Raw genomic sequence first — 20477 nt, forward strand, 5'->3', positions numbered from 1 at the left:
GATGAGGCACTAATTACTGAGTCATATTTTTCCAGAAATCAGCCCATTGCTGCGGTCGATTATAGAAATGGCTAACAGATACGGTTCGCCATTGCCCCTCTGCTTCATACACAATCGAGGGAAAACCAGAAAGTTGATATTGCGCCATTAAGCTTTGCGTCTGCTCTAACTGCTCTGGTAACTGAGCTTTAGCTTGCTCCATCGCTTGTAGCCATTGATTTGGCTCTAGGTCAAGCGATTGGGCTAACAGTGCCAATGTGTCAGTATCGGCCACAGGCAAACCTTGCTGGTAGTGCGCTTGTTGAATGCTTTTGAGCATAACACTTGGCGATACACCGAGTAATTGCGCTGCAATAATGGCTTGAGCAGTAACGTATGAGTCCAATATCACGGTTTCGCCACTTTTGATTTTGGCGATGTAACCTTCCCCAAATACGGCTCCTGTTTGCTGAGCAATGCGCTGATCAGCTTGCAGTACATGTTGGCGAAAACCATCTGAAAGAGGCGATCGCTCGATCATTCCACCCGGATGAAGGTGCAGTTTGACTCCGCTCATTTCATTCAACTGCTGAATCAGAGAGGTTGCTCCGTAACACCAGCCACACATTGGGTCGAAAATATAGTGGACGTTTACCATTTCATCTCACCCATATGAACTTTGGCACCAATTTCTAAAGCCATTGGTAGGCCAGCATTAGGGTAAAGGTTTTGCATGGTTTGAATTAACTGAGCGCTGTCTTTGCTGTTTGCTTTGGCTTTAGCAAAATCCATAAGATATTGTTGTGCAAATTCAATTGAAGAAGCATCAAGCGCTGTTCCAGAAGTCATATGCCCCGGGATCACTACGTTTGGTTTGAGTGCTTTCATTTGATCAAGTTGTTGCGCCCAAGCTTGGCGGCTCGCATCACTTTGTGCATCAGCCATCCATAAATGAACATTTCCGTATACCGCGACGTTACCTAAAATCGCTTTATTGGCTGGTATCCATAAATAAGGACGATGCGCTAATGCTCCATCCGCATCGCGAATTTCAATAGTTTGCCCATCAATGGTTAAGGTTTTGCCATTATAAGCTGTTGGTAGTACTGGTTTTACAGGGGCATTTGCCCCCATTTTTGGAGCCCAAAATGCCAGTTTACCTTCGAGTTTTTCTGCAATCGTTGCACGTACGCCAGGAGTCGTCAGCACTTTCGCTTGTGGAAACATGTCATGCAGTACTTCAGCGCCAAAGTAGTAATCAGGGTCAGCTTGGCTAATAAAAATCGTGGTTAAGTTTTTGCCAGAGTCGAGTACTTTTGCTGCAATACGGAGTGCGTCGGCTTTAGTAAAGCCAGTGTCAACCACCATCGCTTCTGTTTCGCCATAAACCAAAGTGGAGTTGACATGGAAGCTATTGCCATCTGCATTGTAGACATCAAGTGTCAAAGGTTGTTGTGCTGCAAACGCGGTGCTGCTGATGAGTGTGGTTGCGGTAAGTAGAGTCAGTGTTTTCATGATTATTTATCCAAAGAGTATGTTATCGGTTCGGGAGCTATCATACGAATTAGACTTGTTCGGATATATAGCTAATAATTGACATCATTGTTTCTTAATTAGAACTAATCATGGACAAACTCACAGCAGCTCAGGTCTTTTTAGATATAGCGATTACCCAAAGTTTTACGGCGACAGCGGAACGGCTGGATATTTCTCGTCCTATGGTGACTCGGCATGTTGAAACCATGGAAACTTGGTTACAAGCTCGGTTATTGAACCGAACCACACGAAAAGTATCGCTCACATCAGCAGGAGTTCAATGCCTAGACGCGATAAAATTATGGGTCGAGCAAGCGCAGCAACTAGAACATCAGTTGATGGATCAACAGTCGTTATCTGGAAAAATCCGGATTGCGACCAGCATGTCGTTTGGCTTTTCTCAACTGATCCCGGCCGTTAAACCTTTTTTGAATACGCATCCAAATATCGAAATTGATATTGATGTACAGGATAAAACCGCAGATTTGATTGCAGAGCGAATTGATTTAGCGATCCGTATTGCGGCCGATCCCGATCCTTCTTTAATCGGGCGCCCTATCGCCCAATGTGATTCTGTATTGGTTGCCTCTCCTGACTATCTTATGCGCTGTGAGCCAATACTCATACCAAGCGATCTCTCACAGCATCGTTGTCTTGGATACAAAAATTTTGAGCGACATATTTGGCATTTAAAACAAGATGATAAGCATCAATCGGTGGAGGTGCCATGCCAGCTAACTGCAAATGAAGCCACCACTTTGTTACATGCGGCTATCCACGGGATGGGCGTTGCTTTACAGCCGACTTATCTAGCCAAGGGTGCGTTAGAAAGGGGGGACTTACAGCAGGTGTTAGCGCATTGGCAACCGAAGAAAATGGACATTTACGCTTTATATCCTTCTCGGCGTCATTTATCACCCGCTGTCAGAGCTTTGATTGATCACTTAAAGGAGTATTTCGTGAATCATGATTGGCAAACGATATGCCTATAGATGAGGTAGAGAGGAGTGATAAGCAGAGCGTGTTGCCACACTCTGCTTATGGATTATGCTACTGCGCCTTGTTTCTGCGCTTGTTGCACTAATGCCTGACGTTGAGCTTCCATAGCAGATTGAACTTCATTTTCCCTATGAGTGTCTTCTTCCACAGCCTGTGGGACAAATACATAGAACTTATTGATGGTCATCTTTGGATCTCATATAGTTTTGGAAACAAAAAAATAGAGGATGTTAACCTAGTTAACATCCTCCATGACGGCCAAATTATAGGCGTAGATGAAGGGGCTTAGCTAGTCCTTTTTTCATCGTAAGCCGAATTTTTTATACGTCGTAAGTGGTAGACGCCGTATCGCCGCCTGTACCAGTCCAGTTTGTGTGGAAGAATTCACCACGTGGACGGTCAGTACGCTCATAAGTGTGAGCACCAAAGTAATCACGTTGTGCTTGCAGTAAATTAGCCGGTAAGCGAGCGGTGGTGTAGCCATCTAAGAAAGTGAGCGCGGAGGTCATACATGGCATTGGAATGCCGACTTCCATTGATTTGGCCGCTACTTTACGCCAAGCCGCTAGGCAGTTATCCAAAATGCCCTTGAAGTAGGCATCTGAACCTAAGAAGGCGATTTCTGGGTTAGCTTCGAACGCATCACGAATGTTGCTCAGGAATGCGGAGCGGATGATACAACCACCACGCCACATCAATGCCACGTTACCGTAGTTAAGATTCCAACCATTTTCGTTAGACGCTTGGCGCATTAGCATAAAGCCTTGTGCGTAAGAGATGATCTTAGACGCAAGTAGCGCTTGACGAAGTGCATCAACCCACTCTTGTTTATCACCTTCGATCTGCATATTGCTCTTACCAAACAGCGCTTCGGCAGCAACGCGCTGATCTTTCAATGCTGAAAGGCAACGAGAGAAAACTGACTCAGTTATGAGCGTCAGCGGAATACCCATATCGAGTGCGTTAATGCCCGTCCATTTACCTGTGCCTTTTTGGCCAGCAGTATCGAGGATTTTCTCAACCAGAGCTTCACCATCTTCGTCTTTGTAGCCTAAGATATCAGCGGTGATTTCCACTAGGTAGCTATCGAGCTCGGTCTTGTTCCAATCAGCAAACACTTTTTGCATTTCATCATGGTTTAAACCCAAGCCGTCTTTCATAAACTGATAAGCTTCGGTAATTAGCTGCATATCGCCATATTCGATACCGTTGTGTACCATTTTAACGAAGTGGCCCGCGCCGTCGTTACCCACCCAATCACAGCAAGGCTCACCAGCTTCGGTTTTTGCTGAGATACCTTGGAAAATTGGCTTCACGGCTTCCCAAGCTTCAGGTGCGCCACCTGGCATGATAGATGGGCCAAAACGTGCCCCTTCTTCGCCGCCAGAAACGCCTGTACCGATAAAGTGAATACCTTTTTCACGCAGTGCTGCAACACGGCGGTTGGTGTCTGGGAAGTTCGTGTTACCGCCATCGATAATGATGTCGCCTTTATCGAGTAGCGGAACCAGTTGGTCGATGAAATCATCCACGACTTGGCCCGCACGCACCATCAGCATCACTTTGCGAGGTGTCGCCAGTTTGTCGACTAACTCTTGCAGTGAATAAGCACCAACAATATTGGTGTCTTTCGCTGGGCCTGCTAGGAACTCATCGACTTTTGCCGCGGTACGGTTGTGAGCTACCACTTTAAAACCGTGGTCGTTCATATTTAGGATAAGGTTTTGGCCCATCACTGCTAGGCCGATTACACCGATATCACCTTTCATTTATTTCTCTCCTTCACGCAATCTTTGTTGCGGCATCTGAATCTAAAAACCACTCTGTTTCGCCAGTTGTTGATTTAACTTTGGCAGCCGGATAAGGAAGATCCTCGGCTTTCGTGGTGTGAATTTCGTGTACGATCTCGGCTTTACCTGCGCCAAGAACGAGGTAACTAATGCGTTTTGCAGCTTCCAACACTTTCGCTGTTTTAGAGACACGAAGTTGGCCTGATTCCGGATGCGTTGCCACTAAAGATAAATTCTCATCCTCGTAGTCGGTCACATTAGGGAACAGGGATGCCGTATGGCCATCTGCGCCAACACCGAGCAAAATCCAATCAAAAACAGGAGTACCGTTGACGGATGGAATGACTTTTGCCATCTCATCGGCAAAGCGCTTAGCTTCGGTTTGTGGATCATCTTCGCCGCGAATACGGTGAATATTTTGAGGTGGAATGTTCACTTGGCTAAACAGCAGTGTATTGGCTTCACCAAAGTTGCTTTCGGCATCGTCAGGAGCGACACAGCGTTCATCACCCCACCAGAAATGCAGGTTTTGCCATGCAATCGCCTGTGCATAAGGTTCACTGGCCAATAATTTGAATAGCATTTTGGGTGTGCTGCCACCGGAAAGGGAGATATGAACTGGCTGACCTTGCTCGCTATAGCGTTGCATTTCATTGGCGAGCGTTTCAACCACCTGTTCTGGGGTTTGACAAATTTTATGATTGATCATAATTCGCAGTAATCCGTATCGGTCAAGTTTTTACACGGGAAGCGCCACGCGCGGCCATCATTGTGTAGCAGCAAATCGGACTCTTTTGGTCCCCACGTGCCACAGGCATAGCCAAACAGCGATTGAGGGTCTTGTTTGAAATCCAAAATAGGTTGCACGAACTTCCAACACGCTTCTACGGCATCGGTACGCGCAAATAAAGTTGCATCACCGTTGAGCGCATCCAAAAGGAGCCGTTCATAAGCGGTCAACATCTTGGTTTCTTCCAGTGATGTGTAATGGAAGTTCATGGAGACTTCTTTGGCTTTAAAGCCCGCACCTGGCTCCTTCAAACCAAAGCTCATTTGAATGCCTTCATCGGGCTGAATGCGGATGATGAGCTTGTTTTCAGGGGCATTTTGCCCAAAAACAGGGTGTGGCGTACGCTTAAAGTGAATGACCACTTCGGTGACGCGCGTTGGTAAACGTTTACCTGAACGCACATAAAATGGCACGCCATTCCAGCGCCAGTTATTGATAAACATTTTCAAACCGACATAGGTTTCAGTGCGCGAATCTGCTGCCACACCATGTTCATCACGGTAACTGGGTAAAAACTGGCCACGAACTTCCGATTCCGTATATTGCCCCAGTACGAGGTTGTGGCGTAGGTCATCATCAGAAAGCGGTTGCAGGCTTTGCAGCACTTTATTGACTTCGTTACGAATTGAATCGGCATTAATGGCGGCTGGTGGTTCCATGCTAACCATAGCTAACACTTGCAGTAAATGGTTTTGGAACATATCACGCACCGCACCAGAACCGTCGTAATAGCCACCGCGTTCTTCGACGCCCAAAAATTCTGCGCCTGTAATTTCGACATAGTCAATGAAATTGCGGTTCCACAAAGGTTCGAACATCCCGTTAGCAAAACGGAAAACCAACAGGTTTTGTACCGTCTCTTTGCCTAAATAATGGTCGATACGGTAGATCTGGTGTTCTTGGAAATGGCGATGAATTTCGATATCAAGGCTTTGAGCCGATGCGAGGTCATAACCAAACGGTTTTTCGATGATCAAACGCTTCCAACCTTGCGCTTCGCTATTTAATCCATGCGCTGCGAGATTGGCCGGGATGACGCCATAAAGGCTCGGCGGCGTCGCGAGATAGAACAGAGTGTTGCGTTGCGTGAATTGGTATTGCTCAGCCAAAGAGTCAAGACGCGTGGCGAGCTGCGCGTATTCTGCAACATCTGAAGTATTGATCGCTTGATAATGCAAGTGCTCGCAAAAGGCGTCGAGAATATCTGGGACGGTCTTTTCCATTTCCTGAAGAGAGCGCTTTAATTTTTCACGGTATGACTCATCGCTGTATTGGGTTCGGCTGACACCCAGAATAGCAAAGGATTTCGGCAGTTGATCACTGGCGAACAAGTGATACAGAGCAGGTATAAGCTTGCGATAGGTTAAGTCGCCTGAAGCACCAAAAATCACAATACTGCTGTTTTCAGGTATTACCATCATCTTTCCCTTAAAAACGAGGTATTTAGCATGCGCCAACGGTAGCAGCGTCATGCAAAAATAGAAAATAGGCTCTAACTATAATGTCGATAGTTAAAACCAATGCGCTCCTCCAAAAGTGCAGAACGCAGTCCAGGGATCGCCCCTAGACTCGGGTGCGTATTGTCTACGACAATTTGACATACATCAACTATTGATAACGCAATCGATTAAATTCTCATGCCATCTCGACACATTTTCAGGGTGAGAGGTTAGGTTCTGCCTAAGTCTCATCCCCTGACCACAGCACGTTACTTATAGCGGCTGTGAATGATGCTAGGTGGTCAGTCTTATCCGGAATGGTAACTCTATGGTGATTATTCAGTTGAACAATGACAGTTTGACGACGGAACTTGAGCCTGTACTTGGTTATAACGTTTGAGTTGGTTGAAATAGTGGTGCGCTTTTTGTACGTGTTCGAACTCCAACATCCAAGTCGCACTGCGCTGAGCTGAACAAAAAGCACCCATATGTTTGAGTAAGTCATCGCTTTGTTTGGTGAGTACGTTGGCAAGGCGGTTAACCAAGGCATTGGGCTCAATCGCAGTAAACTGCAGCAGAGCATAAGATTGATTTAAGACATCAAAGGCCTGTTTATGCTGACCCAAGTGGTTGAAAATTTCAGATTGAGAAACAGCAGCATCACATAGCCCAGAGATCAAGCACACCAACTGGCAAGGTTTTGTATGTTCGCAGTTTAGTGCTGATTGAATATGGCTTGGCATATGATGCAGTACATCTTCAAACAAACAGTGTGCTTGTGGCCAATGCCCTTGCGCTAATAGTTGTTCAGCCTTGAGATAGCTTGTCCAGCACTGTTGTAAGTCCATACTCAGTTCTCCAGAATGACGGCGTTCACTTATTTAAATGCAATTTATTATCAAATGCAAATAATTGTTATTTGCGATTTTGGGTGTGGTGATTGTTTATTATTTGTTCGGTTAAACGCGAATAAGGTGTAACTCGCTAAAATATAAATGAATTGCTTCTACACTTAGGTCAAACTACAACAAGAATCCAAAAGCTAAGGAGCGGAGTGATGGCGATTCAACGATTGAATGCAGAGCAGCTCTACCACGTTGCCCAGTTAGAAAAACTCCCTTGTAAATCAACTAAGGAGTTAGACCCAGTTGATGAGATTGTGGGGCAAGAACGGGCGCAAAAAGCGGTCGAATTTGCAATGTCGATCAAAGAGAAGGGTTACAACATCTACGCTATTGGCCGTAATGGGTTGGGCAAACGTACGATGATTTTGCGCTATTTAAACCGCCATCAGCATGATGTCGATGCGTTGTTTGATTGGTGTTATGTGGCCAATTTCAGCGATATTCGAACCCCAAAAGTGCTGAAGTTACCTTCGGGTATTGGGGTTAAACTCAAGCAAGACATTGAAAAGTTAATGAATAAGTTGGTCAATGCGATCCCGTTAGCTTTTGATAACGAGATTTACTTTGCTCGTGCCGATAAACTGAAAAATCAGATGGCACAAAAACAGCAAAGTGAATTGGATAGCATCAGTAAAGAAGCCAAAGATAAAGGCATTAGCTTAACCATCACCACTCAAGGCGACTATCAATTTGTTGCGATGAACGGTGAAGAGATGCACACCGAAGAGTCCTTTGACGCCTTGTCTAAAAAAGAGCAAGAGCACTTTAGCCATACCATTGATGAGCTAGAAATCAGCCTACGCAATATGGTACGTCAACTGACCGAATGGGAAGACTCCTACAGTGAGAAGATCAAAAAGCTCAATGATGAAGTAACGCTTGGCGTGATTACCCACTTTATTAAGCAGCTTAAGCAAGATTATTCTGGCTACCCAGACATCAAAACGTATCTCACGGAGTTACAAAAAGACATCGTCGATAATGCGGACATTTTTTTAGATGAAGACAGTGAGCAAGGCGAAGTCGCGACAGCTTCTTTAGATAAGCGTCTGCCGCGTCGCTACAAAGTCAATGTGCTGGTCAGCCAGCCTTCAGACAAGCTACCGATCGTGGTAGAAGAGAACCCGAACTACCACTCTCTATTTGGTTATATCGAAACGGCGACTTTTAAAGGCACAGTATTTACCGATTTTTCGTTGATTCGAGCGGGTAGTTTACATAAAGCCAATGGTGGTGTGTTGTTGATGGATGCGGTGAAAGTGCTTGAACAGCCCTATGTTTGGGACGGTTTAAAGCGCGCGCTGCGTTCACGCCAAATGAGTTTTACCTCTTTGGAAAAAGAGGTCACGCTAACAGGGACGGTTTCACTTGACCCAGAGCCTATCCCGCTAAATGTGAAAATCATCCTATTTGGTGATTACCACACCTATCAGCTGCTGACTCATTACGATCCTGAATTTAGCGAATTGTTCCGAGTAACGGCCGATTTTGAAGATGAGATGAAACGTACGCCCGATACCGAGCTACATTACGCGCGTTTTATTTCGAGCATAGTGCACGACAACAATATGCTGCATTGCGACCGTAAAGCGATTGCACGCATCATTGAACACAGTTCACGTACAACGGGCGATCAAGGCAAACTGTCACTTCATTCGGCGCATATTGCCAATTTGTTACGCGAATCTAACTATGTGGCGAAGCAGGCGAATTCAAACATGATCCGCCAGAATCATGTCGAAGAGGCGCTCAGCAACCAAGAGATGCGAGTGAGCCGCCTGCAAGACAGTGTGATGGAGTCGTATGTTAACGGTACAACGCTAATCCAAACGCAAGGCATGGCTGTCGGGCAGGTGAATGCGCTGTCGGTATTGAGCACCAGCGATCATATGTTTGGTGCGCCAAACCGTATTACCGCCACCACTTCCTATGGCGATGGTGACATTATCGATATCGAGCGCAGTGTCGATCTGGGTGGCAGCATCCACTCTAAAGGTGTGATGATTTTATCCGCGTATCTCTCTTCGGTATTTGGCCGTACGGCGCGTGTACCACTTACCACAACCATCACATTTGAGCAATCATACGGTGGTGTGGATGGTGATAGTGCCAGCATGGCCGAATTCTGTGCGATTGTGTCTGCGTTTTCTAAACGGCCTAATCGCCAAGATATTGCGATCACAGGTTCGATGAACCAATTTGGTGAGTCGCAGCCGATTGGCGGTGTGAATGAGAAAATTGAAGGTTTCTTTGATGTGTGTGCAATCAAAGGGCGCACCAGCCAGCAAGGTGTCATCATTCCTCGTTCAAACATGCACAATCTGATGTTACGCGCTGACGTTGTTAAAGCGGTCGAGAAAGGGGAGTTCAATATCTGGGCTATTGAACATGTCACTGAAGCGGTTGAGCTCTTTACTGGCAAACCCGCAGGCGAAGCAACAGAAGATGGCAGCTACCCGGTTGATACCATCTTCGGTTTAGCACAAGCCAAACTGAATGCGCTTAGAAAATAACCTTATTGGGTGATTTTTGAAATATTGTTAATGGTTTAATGGCCACTCATCGAGTGGTCATTTTTATATCAATTTGTAAAAAAAGATGAAAAGAATCACTTTGTCAACTCTAGTTGTTTGTTTTTATTGAGTTTGTTCTTTATTTATAATTTTATAAATATTCATTAGTCGCTTTCATCTAGCATAAATTACAGTGCATTACCTTTTGGTTTTATGGCCACCGCTACATTTTAGAGAGATTTATGCACTTTTCACTGAAAGATTTGCCTATCCGAGTTCAGGTACTGCTTCCTGTTTTAATTACCACATTTGCCTTAGTAGTCGCTCTGTGGATTACAAAAAATAATTTAGAGCATGATCAGTTTGAGGCTACGGCTGTAAGAAGTGCCGTTCAAGAAAATGAGGAGACATTGTCCGTATTTGTAGTCGATGATATTAACTTGATGCGCATTAATGCACTGTATTCGATTATTGACCCACGCTATCGTAAGGAGCTTCCACTCGAGTTAAAACAAACGAAAAATGACATTGCCACACAACTGAAAAATTTGCAAAAAGAGTCAATATATCAAGGTGATGTTTCTCATATTCTTAGCCGTGTGGATGAATACGTAACTCTTTCAAACCAAATGTTGGCATTGTTGGAACGGTATGATCAAGGCGCTGTATCTGAAACTGAATACATGTCATACATTTCCGAGTTTAGAGAAACAGGCCATGATATGCTCAGTGCTGTTTCTGACCTGAGTAAAAAAGTTAAGCAGCAAGCAGATCAAGCATTGGATAAAATTGCAGCACATGAACAGAGCGCAATGAACACTGCGATGTTTACTGTACTGTCTGTGCTTGCGTTATCTCTTGTGGTGGCTTGGATCCTTTCCAATATGATTGTGGCCCCGATTCAGAAGCTGCAAGCTGTGATGCGTGAATTAGCGCAGGGGAACTTAACCATTCGCGCTGATGCGGATGGCGAGAATGAAATCTCAAAGCTTGGTAAAGATGTCAATACGACTACCTCTCAGTTACATGCTACGGTAGATCATTTAAACCGTATTAGTGAAGAAGTGGCGTCAGCTTCAACCGAGCTGGCTGCGGTGATGACGCAAGCAGAGTCAAATGCACAACAAGAGTTGAGTGAAATTGAACAAGTTGCTTCGGCGGTGAATGAACTTGCGAGCACAGCAAACAACGTGAGTGATAACGCAACGGTCGCTGATTCAACCGCTCGCGAAGCGGATGAACTTGCTAAATCAGGCTTAGCTATTTTTAAAGAGAGCGCCCAAGCGAGCTTACAAATGTCAGAATCGCTGAATCATGCTGCGAGCGTAGTTTTACGTTTAAAAGAGCAATCAGAGCAGATCAACGATGTCGTTGAAGTGATCCGAGGTGTCTCTGAACAAACCAACTTATTGGCACTGAATGCGGCTATTGAAGCGGCACGTGCAGGTGAGACTGGTCGTGGTTTTGCGGTCGTGGCTGATGAAGTTCGCATGCTTGCTGCACGTACTGAGAGTTCAACTAAAGAGATTCGAGTTATCATTGAAGAGCTGCAAAGCCAATCGATTCTTGCAAACGATAGCATGCAAACCAGCATTGAGATGCTTGCGCGTAACGGTGAGTTAACGCAACGAGCAAATGATGCGCTTGTTGGGATCACGGAATCGGTTTCAGACATCAATGATTCAAATACCCAAGTGGCGACTGCGGCAGAAGAGCAGTCGCAAGTCACGCAAGATATTAACCGTAACGTGGTTAATATGTCTGAGCTTGTAAATCAAAACGTAACGGGTATCAGCCAGAGCGCCAGTGCCAGTGCCGAACTGTCACAATTGGCCGAGAAGCAAAAAGCGCAGCTCGCCTTCTTCAAACTATAAATCGACTACTATTTCCTAGTCTCAACCGCATAACTCGAAAGGTTATGCGGTTTTTTTATGAATCAAAGAATATCTAACCATCCGAAATAACTAGGTTTTTTTGGGTTAGCTGTTTGTTTTTATGATTCGATCTCCCCTGTATAAAAAACACTATCTTTATTAACATTATCTTCATATATTGACGCAATAAGAACTAAAAATGTGATGTTCATCGTGTGAACGCATGGTCAAGTGGCTGAAAGTAAGGAGTGTTTTTATGGCGAAAGAGGAAAGCTTATTTCGTTTAGAAAGGGTAAAAAGGTTTAATTTTTCAGTGTGGACGGTATTAACCGGAACATTGATTGCTCGTACCAGTTTTTTCATGGCATGGCCATTTTTGATCGTGTTTCTTTACCAAGATTATGGTGCATCGCCGATTGAAGTGGGTGGAATGCTGGCGACCTCTGCTGTTGTAGGAGCAATTACTGGGCTGTATTCAGGGTATCTTTCCGACAAATTTGGTCGCAAGTGGGTGATGGTTCTTGGCAGTGTGATGGCTGCATTTGCCTACAGTGGCATTGGTGTGGCTGATCAAATCTGGCAGTTTTACGTGCTTATTGTCCTTACCGGTTTAATGCGACCAATGATTGAAGCGCCGGGCAAAGCGGTGATCGGTGATAACTTGCCGAATTTGAAAGATCGCGAGCTGGCGCTCAACATCCGCTATTTCCTACTCAATCTAGGTGGTGCCATTGGGCCACTGCTTGGGATTACGTTTGGGCTTTCTCATCCACAAACTCTCTTTTTCTTTACCGGCGGCACGTATTTATTGTTTGGCTTTTGGCTGTTGCTCGGTATTGAACGTAAAGGGCGCTACACCAAACCCGATCGCTCTGGTTTGCCTGATTTTTCTTCGACGCTAAGAGTGATCAGTAAAGATAATATTTTTGTGAAGTTGATGGTGGCGAACTTCATCATGATGTTCATCTATGGGCAGGTAGAATCGTCTATTCCACAAGTGATTGTACGCACCAGTGCCGCCGATGCAGCGCAAATTGTCGCAGGGTTAGTGCTGGTAAATACCATGACCATTATCATCTTCCAGTTCCCAATGTTGAAGTGGTTGGAAAACGTCCCGCTGTTTGTACGAACTCGGATCGGCATGTTATTGATGGGGCTTGCGCAACTCGGCTTTCTGTTTACCCCTGCAGATTTACCGATTGGTTGGGCGCTCGCTTGCTTTGTTTTGAGTATGGGCGAAGTCATTGCTTTTCCAACCTTAAACGTACAAATAGACCGCATGGCTCCCGCCCATTTGCGTGGTTCTTACTTTGGTGCCGCCGCGCTTTATTCGTTAGGTTTTGCGATTGCGCCACTGGTTGGGGGGGCGGTGATTGGATACCTCAATTCAAATTGGCTGTTTGGTCTTTGCTTTGTGCTGTGCCTAGTGATGATTTGGCTTTACTGGGTCGCAGAGCATCAGCCCGATACGGTCGAGCGTGAACCCATTACTCAAGCTTAATTTGCTCTTTTTGTAAGGCTCTCATCGAGAGCCTTAACAGTGCTATTTTTTTATCGCTACGCCAACTTCCAGCTTATCTAGCCATTCCAAAAATCGTTGAACATCATCGCCCCGAAAAATAGCGCCATGTTGCGGACACATCATCTTAATATCCAGCTGGCTGACTCGCTCAATCCAATCACTTTTGGCGCGGTTAGATGGCATCCAACGTTGATGAAAATAAGTCATTTTTGGAATATGGCTTTGAAAATCTTCTACAAAAAAAGAGGCGTTAGGGCTGTCGAGCGCGGCACCAATATCGCCAGACATCAATATTTTTGCATCAGGGTCGTAAACCGAAAAGTTACCAGAAGAGTGCATGTAATGTGCTGGGATAAAGTGCAGGTCGTGACCTGATAAGGACACTTTTCCACCTTCATCTTTGATGGGGGAGAATTGAATTGACTCCATACCAAAATGGCGGATAAACCCTTCCCACAACCAAGGTGAATGTAATGTTGCACTGGGCAGTGCTTTATCCCATAAACCGAGGGAAGAGATGATGTCTGGATCTTGGTGAGAGGCAAAAAGATGCTTGATATGTTCAATCGGCACTTCTTTCACGACGCAACCGAGCATTGCCGAAAACAGTTCAATGCCACCGGGGTCTAGCAATATCGCTTGATCACGATTGACTATCATATATTGGTTGGTATCAATGATTTTTTCTGGTTTGTTTGGATCGCGAGCAAACATCACCCAGCGATGATGGCCGCGTTCAAATAGTATTTTTGATTGCATAGTTCACCTGAGAAAAGAGAGAGAATGTTTTGAGCGATAGCATGACGTGAGCTTGAATTTCTTTTGCCAGTTCAGCGACGTTATTCGCAATGCTTTGCAGTTGTGCTTGATATCGCTCATCTGCTTGAGAGGCTTCCACGCTCAGCATGATCGAGATGATTTGTGCAATGCGCAGGTTGTCGTACAAGGTTTGCAATAACTCGTGCAGGTTTTGAGCTTCAGAGTAGAAACTGTGACTGAGTTTGCTATATTCCTCTTGGTTCTGATGATGTACGACATCCAAACTGTGTAAATGCCGAGCGTTATGCGCTTGTATATACACATTTTCAAAACGTTCAAGCGCAGCGCGTGCACGAGTCCTTGCGGTTGCGAGTTGGCTAATACGCTGCGCTTTTAAGTTGATGGTGTGCGACGCCTCTAGCGTGACGCGGACTAAATCATCAATCGAATCAGTAATTGGCCGAAAACCTGCGGCACTTTCGCCCGCACGCAGAGCCAGAGCTCTGGCATTGCTGGCGACAAGCAGTAATTTTTTTGCAATGAGTACGCTTTGGTTTAGCTCTGCTGCCACTTCCGCCGCAATTACGAAAACCGGTTTGTTGTCCATAGTTATCGAAAATATTCATCAACTTAACGTGTGTTAACTATAGACCAAATTCATATTTTTGAGACTAGATTGCTCGTTTGGGCTCTGTGTTACCCAAACTCAATGGTTTTTCTGCTGCTCAACTTGCCGAAGTGCACGTTGGTACATCGCCCACGCGGCAAGGCCTGCGAGGATATTACCGACCAACGCCCCGATAAACAGGCCATGCAGCGCCGCTATTTGAGCGCCAACCCATAAACAGGGTAAGAAGAACACAAACAGGCGCAGCGCGGAAATGGTTAAGGCGGTGTATGATTTCGCCAACGCATTAGAAACCGATACCATTAACATGCAGATACCAAGCGGCCCTAAACTGATTGGCACGATCATTAAGTGCCAGTGCAAAATGGATTCGACACTTTGTTCGCTGGTCATCAGCGCGGCAAGGTGGCCGGATAATAGATAGGTCACCACGGCGATGATGAGCTGAAACCCAAGAATAAATTGGCACGCAATACGAACCAATTTTCGAATGTCTTGCAATTGGCCTGCGCCAAGCAAACGGCCTACCATCGGTGGCATCGACATAGTTAATGCCAATATTGCGACCATCGCAAAAAACTCAAAACGAGATCCTAATGCCCATGCCGCGACAGCTGCTGTACCGAAACTGGCCAATAGTTTGGTTGCCAGCATCGAAGAAAGCGGTGGAAGAAGTTGGCTTATCATGGCCGGCCCCATGATATGGCTGATAGAGCGAATACTTTTCCCCACATCCAAATCTGACCAATCAAACAGCATCCAGTGCCTTTTTGACACCTTGGGTGCAACCACGAACACGCCAATCCCAAAGGCTAAAATGGTCGCCAGCGCCGCGCCTTCAATACCCAAATCAAAAGTGAAGATAAAAATAGGGTCTAAAATCAGGTTTAAAATGCTGGTGACCATCATCATAGTACCCGGCAACATGGTATTGCCATTGGCTCGACACAGGCTGTATAAAAAGTACAGCACCGCGCCCACCCAAGCACTGATTAACCAATAAATCCAGTAGCTGTCGACGATCTGATACACAGATTCAGGAGCGCTGAGTAGCGCTAAGATGGGGTGACGCAGTAAATAGATAATGACTGAAAACAGAGCAACCCCAATACTGCCGATAGCGACAACCAACCCCCCAAGCTGCTTCGCGTAGCGAATTTGGTTTGCACCCAGTGCGCGAGCAATCACCGCTGTGGTCGCGATGCCAAGCCCAACCTGAAGGCCGATGATGATCATCTGAATGGGTAATGTAAACCCTTGCGCGGCAAGGGGTAACACGCCAAGTTGGCCGATAAACGCACTATCAACCAGTTGGAAGCTCATAAGGGACAGCACACCAAACATCATCGGCCAAGTCATTTGCAAGAGTTGGCGTGTGAGTGAAGGTGGAGATAACGGGGTGGTGTTTGACATTGCTCGGCTCAACTATATGGGTAGAGGTTTTAATATGTGGCCTCTGCGGTGAAAAACAAGCTCAGTATGGTTTGTACGTTATGTGCGTTGAGTATGTTAACAGCTATACATGAAGAGAGCGACGTCCATCCCCAGTCTAGTTGCTCTGTGCAATGACATGAAAATCATCATATTTGTGAAATATTTCATAAAAACCTAACCATTTGGTGAATACTTGAGCGTTAATCTCGTGATGAACTCGTCCTATTTCTATGAAATGAAACCGATTTCATTTCTGTTTTGTGAATCAATTTGCGTTTAATGTATTGATGGTGTTAATAAAAAATAACAATAACGCTCTTCCTCAGTTTCATCGCCAAAAGCAGTCGAGCGCGCTGTGAAGCGACACCTAATTTTCACTTGTTTCATTTTTTAAACTGACCACAGAACAAAAACAAACCAAGTGATTAATAGGACTTAACATGAAAAATTATAAGCTTCTACCTCTATCCCTAGCTGTGGCTGCCGTACTCTCTTCTGCTCCTTCTTTTGCCAACGATCCAATGCCAAATCCTGAGGTGTTGGATAAAGAACAACAACCGCTGGTGCTGACGCCGGATATGAAAGTTCCCGCGGGTATCGTATTTTCTGGTTATGCTCGTTATGGCGCAGCCTACCAAAATGGCGATGTCAAACTGGTTGAAACCAATGGCCGTTTAAACGGTAACTCAACAGGCCGTTTAGGTAACGAAGGTAACGGTGGTGAGTTCCAATTTGGTAAAGGATTCGTCAGTGACAGCGGTGCTATTTGGGATGTGGTGGTGATGTTCAACCATTGGGGTGATGAGGTGGGTGTGCCTAAAGCTTACGCTGGCGGAACCAACATTTTTGAAAGCCAACCTGAACTTTATGTATGGGCTGGTCGAGACTTTCACCAACGTATTTCAACGAATTTGAACGACTATTTTTGGATGACGCATGATGGGCAAGGTGGTGGTTTCTACAACCTTAATCTAGGAGGCATTAAATTCGACGCCAGTGTCGTTAGTGCAACGGGGGCTTCTCCTAGCGATCATCCAGATGGTAATTACGCATTGACCACCAAAATCCACGGCATTCAATTTTCTGATACAACCAATCTCAGCATTTATGCTAACTACGGCTTTGATGATAATTCGGATCCAACGGCCAAAAAACTCAACGCGTTTCAAGTGGCGGGTGAATTGAAGTTTGGGGATGACCGTTTGGTGGTGCGTTATGCTGATAACGCCAAAGACAGTGTTTTTTGGAAAACGGAGAATCAATCAGCGTTGTTGGTGAGCTTTGATGGGAGTAAGGCGCTGGGAGACAATGCGGCGATCGAATACTTAGCGGCTTATCAAGCCTACGAAGATGGCGCATACAAACAGTATGACCGTACTAACTACAACGTGTTGGTCCGCCCGATGTATTTTTGGGATGAGACCAACTCAACGTGGTTAGAAGCTGGCTATGATGTTGTAGATTTTGACAACATCGACGCCACCAACTCTTCTTGGAAAGTGACACTATCGCAGAACATTTCGTTTGGTAAAGGTGCAGGCGCTCGACCAATGCTCCGTTTCTATGCCACTTTGGGTGATGCCGATAACGAAACTGTGATCGACAAAGACGGCCTATTTAAAGCCGCAAGTAACCCAGATACGGTAACGATTGGCGCGATGTGGGAAGCGTGGTGGTAACCCCATATTTGATCATTAACTGTCCATTCTTTTTTCACGGCTCGCTCGATGCCTGCCGTGGTTTTTAACCTCCAGCGATACACTTACGCTTTCGGGCCACATTAGTGGCCCTTTTTTATTTACGGTAATCGGCCACCATCTTTTTCTCTCTTCCGATTGCCATGAAACAGTTTCATGGCTGCTTGGGAAACTGCTGTGGCTTTCAATGTTTAGATAATTGTCATTTGTGTGCCTAGTTCGATGTGATTTCTCTCACGCTAAAGCGAGGGGATATCTTGAATACTAGCTCATGAAAGCGGTTTCTTGTTGGTTTTGTCAGTAATGTTGTGAGGCGAGAGTGGCGACAATTAAAGATGTGTCTGAACATGCAGGTGTATCGCAAGCGACGGTGTCGCGGGTGATTAATGGAACTAGCCGTGTTAGCCACGATAAAAAACTCAGAGTCGAAAAGGCGATTAAAGATCTTGGTTACCGCCCCAATTCTATTGCTCAAGCACTGGCCTCAAGCCGTACGGGGAGCATCGGCATCATAGTACCGGAATTAGGGGGCCCTTTTTATTCAAGCATTTTGCACAACATTGAAGAGCAACTGCGTAAGTTTGGCTACCACGTCGTCGTGACAGCAGGCTCGAACACAGAGCAAGGGCAAAAAGAGTCGGTGCAATTTCTGCTAGGTCGCCGAGTCGATGCATTAATTCTCCATACTCAACATCTAACCGATGACTACTTGATTGAATTGGATCAACAAGGGGTTCATTTGGTGCTGGTGAACCGTTTTATTCCTGAAATGGCCAGCAGCTGTATTGACATTGATAACGAGATAGGTGGCTTTTTGGCGACACAGTATTTACTCAGTCAGGGTCATCAACGAATTGCTTGTATTACTGGGCCATTGGATAAATCTGATGCGCGAGGCCGTTTGCAAGGCTACCGCAAAGCGTTGGAAGAGGCTGGGCTTGACTATGAAGAAGCACTCGTGTCTGAAGCTGGTTTTACCGAAGAATCCGGCGTCAAAGCGATGCGCAAATTACTGATGCGTCACTGTGAATTTAGCGCCGTATTTGCTTCAAACGATCATATGGCATTTGGTGCATTTGAAGAGTTGCGCCGTGTCGGGTTGCAAATACCACAACACATATCCTTGGTTGGATTTGACGATATTTTATTCGCGCGTTACCTCACCCCAGCGTTAACGACCGTGAATTTCCCTCTTGAACAGATGAGCTTAGAAGCGGTTCAGCTCGTTATTCAAAAGCTGCACAAAAACAAACGCGACGTGAACTTCAAATTATCCCCTTCGTTGGTGATACGAGACTCCGTCAAAAATTTACTCAACACCCTATAAACCTAACAATAAAGATATTAAGGATGAATCATGAAATTTAAGACCTTAGTGCTATCAAGCGCCGTGGCTTTAGGATTTTCTTCGCTTACATATGCTGCCGACCACACCATCCGTTTAGACGGTTTCCCCGACTTTGATAGCAGTTTGAAAGTCTTATTGCCGGACTTTGAACAAAAGAGTGGTATCAAGGTTGACTATTTAATGAATAACCACGGCGACCACCACACCAAGCTGACGACGAACCTTGCCACAGGATCCGGTGCGGGGGATGTGATTGTGGTTGATGTAGAGAAAATTGGCCCCTTTGTTGCCTCCGGTGGCTTAGTCAATTTGTCGGAAAAATATGGCGCGGACAAATTCCAAGACCATTTTGCGCCTTATGCTTGGGCACAAGGCAAGGGTGGCGATGGCCATATGTATGGCATTCCTGTCGACCTTGGCCCAGGCGTTATGTACTACCGAACCGATGTGTTTGAAAAGGCGGGGATTGACATTAATCAAGCGATCAAAGATTGGGACTCCTACATCAAAGCCGGTGAAATATTGAAGAAACAAAACGTACAGCTGATTGCATCCGCCGCTGATGTAGCACAAGCGATCATTTTTACCACGGTTCCTGACGGCGAAGGATTGTATTTTGATAGTAAGGGAAATTCAGTCGTCACTTCCGAACGTTTTGTACATGCATTTGAAGTGGCAAAAACGATTCGTGAAAAAGGGCTAGATGGCCGAATTTTGGCATGGTCTAACGAATGGTATGAAGGTTTCCGTAACGGTACTTTTGCCACTCAGCTTTCTGGTGCGTGGTTACTCGGACATCTGAAAAACTGGATTGCGCCAGATACAGCAGGCAAATGGGCCGTATCAAACCTTCCTGATGGTATTTACGGCAGTTGGGGCGGTTCATTTCTCTCAATCCCTACTCAGTCAAAACATCAAGATGACGCGTGGAAGCTGATTGAGTACATGACAACCAACCGTGATGTGCAGCTTAAAGCGTTCGAAACGATTGCCGCGTTCCCCTCTAATGTCACGACTTACGATGACCCAATGTTCAATGAAGAAATTGAATTTCTAGGTGGTCAAAAAGCGCGTTTGTTGTTTGCGAATGTGGCAAAAAACATCAAACCAGTCGCGCCTGCGAAAGGCGACCATGTGGCTCGTTCTATCATCTTAGAAAATGCACTGATGGAAGTGTTGGATGAAGGCAAAGACATCAAAGCCGCACTGAAAGATGCAGAACGTTTAATTCAGCGTCGTACCCGTAATATGCAATAGCACGGTC

The 20477-nt window shown here is 45.6% G+C and carries 17 protein-coding genes; 7 read left to right on the forward strand and 10 right to left on the reverse strand.

Going from position 1 to position 20477, the window contains the following annotated elements; genetic code table 11:
• Window positions 1-13: 13 nt before the first annotated feature.
• Together AACQ79_RS09755 and AACQ79_RS09760 are read right to left on the reverse strand one after the other, a co-directional pair.
• A complete protein-coding gene (locus tag AACQ79_RS09755; protein ID WP_170899012.1) occupies window positions 14-637 on the reverse strand; it encodes a DsbA family protein in 624 nt (207 codons plus the stop codon).
• A complete protein-coding gene (locus tag AACQ79_RS09760; RefSeq protein ID WP_010320539.1) occupies window positions 631-1494 on the reverse strand; it encodes an MBL fold metallo-hydrolase in 864 nt (287 codons plus the stop codon). Before AACQ79_RS09760 ends, AACQ79_RS09755 begins: the two co-directional genes overlap by 7 nt.
• Before the next feature lie 110 nt (window positions 1495-1604).
• Between AACQ79_RS09760 and AACQ79_RS09765 the strand changes: the two genes are divergently transcribed.
• Window positions 1605-2507, forward strand: a complete 903-nt coding sequence (locus AACQ79_RS09765) for a LysR family transcriptional regulator (protein ID WP_170899013.1) — start codon at window positions 1605-1607, stop codon at window positions 2505-2507.
• Window positions 2508-2560: 53 nt separating this feature from the next.
• On the opposite strand, the gene AACQ79_RS09770 is transcribed toward AACQ79_RS09765, so the two are convergent.
• The 5 genes from AACQ79_RS09770 to AACQ79_RS09790 form a co-directional block, all read right to left on the reverse strand.
• Window positions 2561-2701 (reverse strand): hypothetical protein, encoded by a 141-nt coding sequence (locus tag AACQ79_RS09770; RefSeq protein ID WP_010320537.1) that lies wholly within the window; start codon window positions 2699-2701, stop codon window positions 2561-2563.
• Between the two features lie 133 nt (window positions 2702-2834).
• A complete protein-coding gene (gene gnd / locus AACQ79_RS09775; RefSeq protein ID WP_017046894.1) occupies window positions 2835-4283 on the reverse strand; it encodes a decarboxylating NADP(+)-dependent phosphogluconate dehydrogenase in 1449 nt (482 codons plus the stop codon).
• 13 nt (window positions 4284-4296) lie between these two features.
• A complete protein-coding gene (gene pgl / locus AACQ79_RS09780) occupies window positions 4297-5013 on the reverse strand; it encodes a 6-phosphogluconolactonase (RefSeq protein WP_115340002.1) in 717 nt (238 codons plus the stop codon).
• A complete protein-coding gene (zwf, locus tag AACQ79_RS09785; RefSeq protein WP_026027771.1) occupies window positions 5010-6512 on the reverse strand; it encodes a glucose-6-phosphate dehydrogenase in 1503 nt (500 codons plus the stop codon). The genes pgl and zwf overlap by 4 nt, the downstream gene beginning before the upstream one ends.
• 356 nt (window positions 6513-6868) lie before the next feature.
• A complete protein-coding gene (locus AACQ79_RS09790; protein WP_026027597.1) occupies window positions 6869-7381 on the reverse strand; it encodes a hypothetical protein in 513 nt (170 codons plus the stop codon).
• A gap of 209 nt (window positions 7382-7590) precedes the next feature.
• On the opposite strand from AACQ79_RS09790, the gene AACQ79_RS09795 reads away from it, so the two are divergent.
• The 3 genes from AACQ79_RS09795 (at window position 7591) to AACQ79_RS09805 (ending at window position 13326) form a co-directional block, all read left to right on the forward strand.
• Window positions 7591-9951, forward strand: coding sequence for a Lon protease family protein (locus AACQ79_RS09795; protein ID WP_026027772.1), 2361 nt, complete (start codon window positions 7591-7593; stop codon window positions 9949-9951).
• 242 nt (window positions 9952-10193) lie between these two features.
• Window positions 10194-11825 carry a methyl-accepting chemotaxis protein gene (locus AACQ79_RS09800; protein WP_170899014.1) on the forward strand — a complete coding sequence of 544 codons (1632 nt, stop codon included), beginning with the start codon at window positions 10194-10196 and terminating at the stop codon, window positions 11823-11825.
• A gap of 256 nt (window positions 11826-12081) precedes the next feature.
• The gene (locus tag AACQ79_RS09805; protein ID WP_170894913.1) at window positions 12082-13326 is read left to right on the forward strand and encodes an MDR family MFS transporter; all 1245 of its coding nucleotides are present in this window, start codon (window positions 12082-12084) and stop codon (window positions 13324-13326) included.
• 42 nt (window positions 13327-13368) lie between these two features.
• On the opposite strand, the gene AACQ79_RS09810 is transcribed toward AACQ79_RS09805, so the two are convergent.
• The 3 genes from AACQ79_RS09810 to AACQ79_RS09820 all read right to left on the reverse strand — a co-directional run bounded on the left by AACQ79_RS09810 (window position 13369) and on the right by AACQ79_RS09820 (window position 16147).
• Window positions 13369-14106: an MBL fold metallo-hydrolase gene (locus AACQ79_RS09810; RefSeq protein ID WP_096036849.1), complete on the reverse strand. Its 738-nt coding sequence runs from the start codon at window positions 14104-14106 to the stop codon at window positions 13369-13371.
• Complete coding sequence (locus tag AACQ79_RS09815; protein WP_017043842.1) at window positions 14084-14713, reverse strand: hypothetical protein; 630 nt, start codon at window positions 14711-14713, stop codon at window positions 14084-14086. Before AACQ79_RS09815 ends, AACQ79_RS09810 begins: the two co-directional genes overlap by 23 nt.
• A gap of 99 nt (window positions 14714-14812) precedes the next feature.
• Window positions 14813-16147, reverse strand: a complete 1335-nt coding sequence (locus tag AACQ79_RS09820) for an MATE family efflux transporter (RefSeq protein ID WP_029189964.1) — start codon at window positions 16145-16147, stop codon at window positions 14813-14815.
• A 461-nt stretch (window positions 16148-16608) separates the two neighbouring features.
• Between AACQ79_RS09820 and AACQ79_RS09825 the strand changes: the two genes are divergently transcribed.
• From AACQ79_RS09825 to AACQ79_RS09835, 3 genes are all read left to right on the forward strand, one after another.
• Complete coding sequence (locus AACQ79_RS09825; RefSeq protein WP_064626497.1) at window positions 16609-17847, forward strand: carbohydrate porin; 1239 nt, start codon at window positions 16609-16611, stop codon at window positions 17845-17847.
• Between the two features lie 337 nt (window positions 17848-18184).
• A complete protein-coding gene (locus AACQ79_RS09830; protein ID WP_017044901.1) occupies window positions 18185-19192 on the forward strand; it encodes a LacI family DNA-binding transcriptional regulator in 1008 nt (335 codons plus the stop codon).
• 30 nt (window positions 19193-19222) lie between these two features.
• A complete protein-coding gene (locus AACQ79_RS09835) occupies window positions 19223-20470 on the forward strand; it encodes an extracellular solute-binding protein (RefSeq protein WP_094124999.1) in 1248 nt (415 codons plus the stop codon).
• Window positions 20471-20477: the final 7 nt, after the last annotated feature.

Origin of the sequence: Vibrio sp. 3-2(1) (genome assembly GCF_963887575.1) — a bacterium.
Classification (GTDB): domain Bacteria; phylum Pseudomonadota; class Gammaproteobacteria; order Enterobacterales; family Vibrionaceae; genus Vibrio; species Vibrio anguillarum.